Below are 5,229 nucleotides of genomic sequence, written 5' to 3'. Positions count from 1 at the left end.
CATCAGTTCATGACCAAAAGTGGCACAGTTTGAACCGAAATCACTGGCACAGATCAGGCCGATAATGCTGGCACAAAACGATCCGAAATATCCATCATCTTCGGTTTTGTTGAAATCGTAGGCTGAACGTGTTTCGGTCAAAAGGGTTTTGCCTTCTGTTATTTTTGCGGAGTCGTAGCCTAACTCTGCCATAACAGTTGCAATTTCTGACTGGGTTTCTGCATTTTCTAATGCTACTCGATAAAGCTCTAATGTGTCGGCTTCGGAATTTTTTGGTCTGGTTGCCATATAATTTGATTTTTAGGTTTGCCATTGCAGCAAACGGGTTATTAATCATTACAAATTAGTTGCTTCGACTTACATCCCGATCATTCGGGACAGATACTGCTCTGCTTCCAGTTGCAAATGCGTTGCTTCGGGTTACATTTCCGTTGCTTCGCATTGCAATTCTAGTGCTTCGACTTACAGTTCTATCGCTTCCTCTTGTAGTTGGGCTGCTTCGACTTACATTGCCCTTGCTTCCGAATCCATTCCTTTTGCTTCTATACACAGCAAACTAACACTGCTTTTCTTTATCTTACATTTTAGAACTGAATGTTAAATATAACGAATTTTATTGATGGTTGTTATTAGGCGGCTAATTGTTTCAATTCTGATATATAAGCTTCAATGCTTTCATTTATATTCTATACTTACCCCTAATGGAAAGATATATGCAAATGTGGGCGATTGGGGGCTTCAAACCTATCAAACTGCGAAAATTTAAAGCGGGCTACAGCCCTTGAAATACCTACTATTTAGCCTGTATTGTAAACACATGTTACCGCTAGTTTTTGTAATATTTTACTTTTATATTAATCTCCATTAAAATGTTTCTCGATGTCTATGTGTATCATAAAACTGGAGCAAATCTCTTTATCTATTCTTTATTCTGGGAAGCGTCCAAATTTTTTTATTTCTTCCAACGAGTCATCCCAACTTGCTTTGTTTGAGATAAAAATATGTGCATTAGGTCGTTTTTCTAATTTTGTATCTAAACATCCTGCTGGAACTACTAAAAGTTTACCGTCCATTTGTAAATTGGGCAAAGCTGAACCACAATTTGAACAAAAGGCTTTCACATGATTACTCTTATGAGGTTGAAATATTTTAATTTTAGTTTCCGTTTTTATCCATTCAAGTTTAGCTGTAGTGGAAAATAAATTTGCAGCATGCGCAGACCCTGTGTCTTTCCTACAATATCTGCAATGGCATAAATAAAAACTCTCAAAGTCACCTATAACTTTAAATTTAATTCCTTTGCATAAACAAGAACCCAAGTATTCCATTTGATTAGTTTCTTTGCAAAATTTTTGATTTTTTTTTTGAGAATTTACTTTCTAAATATAAAATAATTTCTTTTAAACCATTTAGTGCTTCTTCAGACCAAACGATTCTATAAGTATTTTTCATATAGTTTCTTTACAGATTCATGGGAATGAATTCGGCCTTTTTCAATGTCGTGCAAACCTCTTTTAATTGACTTTTTTTCATTGATTGATGACTCATCCCACCAGTCTGATGATTTAGCATATTCATCATGAATCTTTTTCAGTTTCTCAATTACTGCAGAATCATTAAGCTTTGCGATCCATTCTATTAGTTCGAGTTTTTCAGCTTGTATGTTCATAGCCATTCCTTGTTTACTAAGATATGAAAAACAAATTATTGGTTACAATATATTATTCAGTTGAAAAATGCACCAATTGCTCCTGGTTCTATTAGAGAACCACCGTATACGAGAACCGTATCCCGAAGCTTCTGGAGTGGTGTGAGAGCTTCTCCCTGATAGCGTCTGCTTGTGGGGCTGGCTACACGATTGGGCATAGTTATTTATTCCAAAATAAGCCTTTCAAATTCATCATGAGACTCATTAGTAAAAGGAATTAGTTCATTTATTTTCATCCATCTATAAAACTTACTTGTAAACCTAATGTAGTAATTAAGAAAGTATGGGCCTTCAAACTCTTCACCTTCATTTGTCACCCATATATTCCAAGTTAGTAAATTTGAATGCTTAAGAGCATTTAGTTTTAAATCAAATGTATTTCTTAAAGCGTTTTCAATTCTTTCTTCTCTGCTATCAGAATATCTAATTTTTAGAGGATTCAATTTATCTTGGTTCTTTTTGTAATATTCTTCTTCTTGAGTTGTTAATGGAAGAATATATTTGGCTGGTATATTGAAATGCTTTTCTCCGAGCTGCATATGCAATGTATAAGTATCCTCCATTTGAGCGAATAAACATGATAGAATATCTAAGTCTTTAGATTCTAATAGTGAAATGTCAAAAGTTATAATATCAATTAATTCTAACTCCTTTTTTAGACCGTTGAAAGTTGATATTCCTTGACAATATTTATCTAACAATTGAAATCTTTGTAGGTCTTGACCGTTTTTGCATTTTGAGGTTAATTCTTTTGAAATTCTCTTAAAATCCTCCAAGTCTTTTGCCAAATTCTGCTCGGCTGGTAGATTAACATCCCACCACAGAAAATCAATTAGTTTAATATATCCAAGATTATCAATTATGATATTTTCATTATGAAGGTCGCTATGAAACACTTCAAAATTATGAGCTTTTTCTAAACCTGATGCAATTTGAATTATAATGTCATAAGCTACCTCATAAATAATTGAATTACGTTCTTCTAAGAAAAGCCCCAAGGTTTTTCCCTTGACAAAATCCATAATATAACAACTCTTTGGTTTATCCTGTAGAATTCCCGTAGCAATATAATATACTGTTCCTATTTCTGGTTCACCAGAAAGTAATGCAAGCTTTTTAAATTCAGTTTTTAAGTATATATCTTCTTCATCTGAATAATACGAAATAAACTTCGCTATTAAATCTTTACCAGTAACTGAATCCTTAAATTTATAAGTAGTTTCTTCCTTTAAACAATCAGCATCTGTTAAATCTATTTTATTAGATTCCCTTAAATCATACATGCAGTTCTATGGTTTTGCGGATTAATTATGCCCAACGGCTAGGCTATGAAGCCTGCGGCAAGCCTATGCTTTATTAGCCATTGTTGGCAACTGGTTTTATTCCTTTCTTGTTACAATTTCATTATTTTTTATTTCTACTACAGAAGTATGGTTTTCCCTATTGTCATCTTGGTAGGTAATCTTAAGTTGTAAGTCATTCAAGTCACTAGGAATTTTTTCTTTTAAAATTTCATCGGCTTTTTCATAATCTCCTTCAAAATGCTTTCCGTATTTCGTATTGAAGTTTATATTAGAAAAAGGTTGAATATTATTCACTTTAGGTAAAGATGGCAATGAGGTAAATCTAGTATCTCCTATAGGCTCAACTTTTAGATTATATGCGGGATACTTCGAATTGTTGTGAAGCACAAGAGAGAATTCCCAATCTAAATACCATATAAAATCAAGTTTCTGTCCTGCATGAAATGTCTTACCTGAGTATTCTTTATGCTTCTCGAATGACATTCCTCTATTTCTCCGACCATTATTACTCCAGATTAAATCCGCTTCAATAAAAGGCTTATGTTCCTTTTCTTTCTTTCCTGCTAACTTTTTATCCATTTCACTTTCTGCTGATTCTTTCCATTTTTTTAATAACGTAACAGGGTAAGCTTCTGGATTCTTGTCGATAATAATTGAACAATTTGAGCAAAGCCATATACCATTACTGATATGTTTTCTATCAGCTTCACTTAATGAACTATCATATCTGGGTCCACCTGCTGAAGCAGCTGTAATATGAGCAGCAATGCCTATAGATGAAGCTTTATCTTCCTTTTCATTAGGACCTACTGTATGAATCTTACAATCAGGATTAGAGCATAAATAACCTACTCTCTTTGCCAATATATCAATTGTTGTTTTAGTAAAATTGTCTCTATTATTCGCCATAGTTTGAATTCTTATTTTTAATCGACTTTTGGTTTAATAATTTCTTTCAAGTAGCTGCTTATGTTGGTTGTTTCATTGATATAATACGGACTTAAGTTCGCACTGCCAATTCGTATCTTATTAAGGTTAAGCCCCATTTTAAGAACTAGCCTAAACTTAATGTAAGTTCTACTATACTTTTTATTATTTACATTATAAAGACGACAAAACAATGATTCATAAGCACTATAAATACATATAAAATATGATAACGGAATAAACAGAATGGTTAAAATTGATGGGAGTAATAAACTTTGCAAATTAGCTAGTATAAAATCATTTTTATAGTTAAGGTATGTTTGATAAATGGCATAAGAAATTACACTTAAACTATATAGAATGACAATCAAATTCAAAAAGCTATCAACTCGTTTGTCTTTAGTTTTGTATTCATTAATACTCATTAAAATGCCAGTCATTGCAAGTATAGGTATTGAAATAAACTCAATCCAATACTTGAAAACGTGTAAGTTAGATACAAAACCAATTATAATAGTCAGCTTTATGGCATTTATAAATATTTTCCGAAAAAAGGGAATATCTTTTCCAATTGCCTTAAAGGTCATAATAATGCCAACACCAAAAAACCAAAATATTGTTCCTTTTAATAAATGAATATTCCAAAAATCAACATTTATTAGCCCCCAAATAATGATTAACAAATAGCATATCGTTAATTGGAAGATTGTAATAAAGACAGAAGAAAAAAGAACTTTAGTAATAGCTATTGCATGTTTCCTAATGAATTTTATCAAAAAAACAGAACATAATAAGATTGCCAACCAAGTTAAGATTGCCAAGTCTCTATTATTTAATTGTTTTAAAATAAAATCTATCATTTAAGGTATTGAATCTTTTTAGGTCATTCATTTAACTTGTTGCCAACTGCCTTATATCCACTATTACTATTTTATCTTTATTCAATTGCTGTATGATAAGTACAAATTCATTTTAAATACTTATAAACGTCTCAGAAAAAATAATCGTTTAGAAACGGTTAATCGGGCACTCTGTTTTAATTGCAGCTGCAGTGCGGATAGATGGATGTGCAGGTTCATAGTGTTTGGTTTAGAATTACCACATACAAAAATAGCAGAATTAGGCAATTATGCTAATCAAACATTTATTAAGTTTAACAGTGTAGAAAGATTTATGTCGTAATAGTTGGGCAAGCCAATTCTGTCCTAATTATTTTTCAAATTGGCGCTTCGCCCAAACCCGACTTCATTTAGTTCACGTTTGCTTATTTTTAATGGTGTTCATGATTTC

At 32.1% G+C, this 5,229-nt stretch carries 5 protein-coding genes and 1 pseudogene; all 6 read right to left on the bottom strand.

Annotation, left to right across the window (positions count from 1 at the left end; translation table 11 throughout):
- A pseudogene (locus ACRD62_RS22140) lies at window positions 1-288 on the bottom strand (hypothetical protein); the annotation flags it as partial.
- Between the two features lie 638 nt (window positions 289-926).
- Window positions 927-1,328 carry a GFA family protein gene (locus ACRD62_RS22135; protein ID WP_321405426.1) on the bottom strand — a complete coding sequence of 134 codons (402 nt, stop codon included), beginning with the start codon at window positions 1,326-1,328 and terminating at the stop codon, window positions 927-929.
- A gap of 107 nt (window positions 1,329-1,435) precedes the next feature.
- Window positions 1,436-1,669 carry a hypothetical protein gene (locus ACRD62_RS22130; protein ID WP_430822265.1) on the bottom strand — a complete coding sequence of 78 codons (234 nt, stop codon included), beginning with the start codon at window positions 1,667-1,669 and terminating at the stop codon, window positions 1,436-1,438.
- Between the two features lie 203 nt (window positions 1,670-1,872).
- The gene (locus tag ACRD62_RS22125) at window positions 1,873-2,991 is read right to left on the bottom strand and encodes a protein kinase domain-containing protein (protein ID WP_430822264.1); all 1,119 of its coding nucleotides are present in this window, start codon (window positions 2,989-2,991) and stop codon (window positions 1,873-1,875) included.
- Between the two features lie 96 nt (window positions 2,992-3,087).
- Window positions 3,088-3,921 carry a hypothetical protein gene (locus ACRD62_RS22120; protein WP_430822263.1) on the bottom strand — a complete coding sequence of 278 codons (834 nt, stop codon included), beginning with the start codon at window positions 3,919-3,921 and terminating at the stop codon, window positions 3,088-3,090.
- 17 nt (window positions 3,922-3,938) lie between these two features.
- Window positions 3,939-4,799 (bottom strand): hypothetical protein, encoded by an 861-nt coding sequence (locus tag ACRD62_RS22115; RefSeq protein WP_430822262.1) that lies wholly within the window; start codon window positions 4,797-4,799, stop codon window positions 3,939-3,941.
- Window positions 4,800-5,229 lie beyond the last annotated feature (430 nt).

Origin of the sequence: Carboxylicivirga caseinilyticus (assembly GCF_050589785.1) — a bacterium.
GTDB classification, from domain to species: Bacteria; Bacteroidota; Bacteroidia; order Bacteroidales; family Marinilabiliaceae; genus Carboxylicivirga; species Carboxylicivirga caseinilyticus.
The sequence above is the reverse complement of the archived record's forward strand: the minus strand, read 5'-3'. Positions and strand labels throughout refer to the sequence as shown.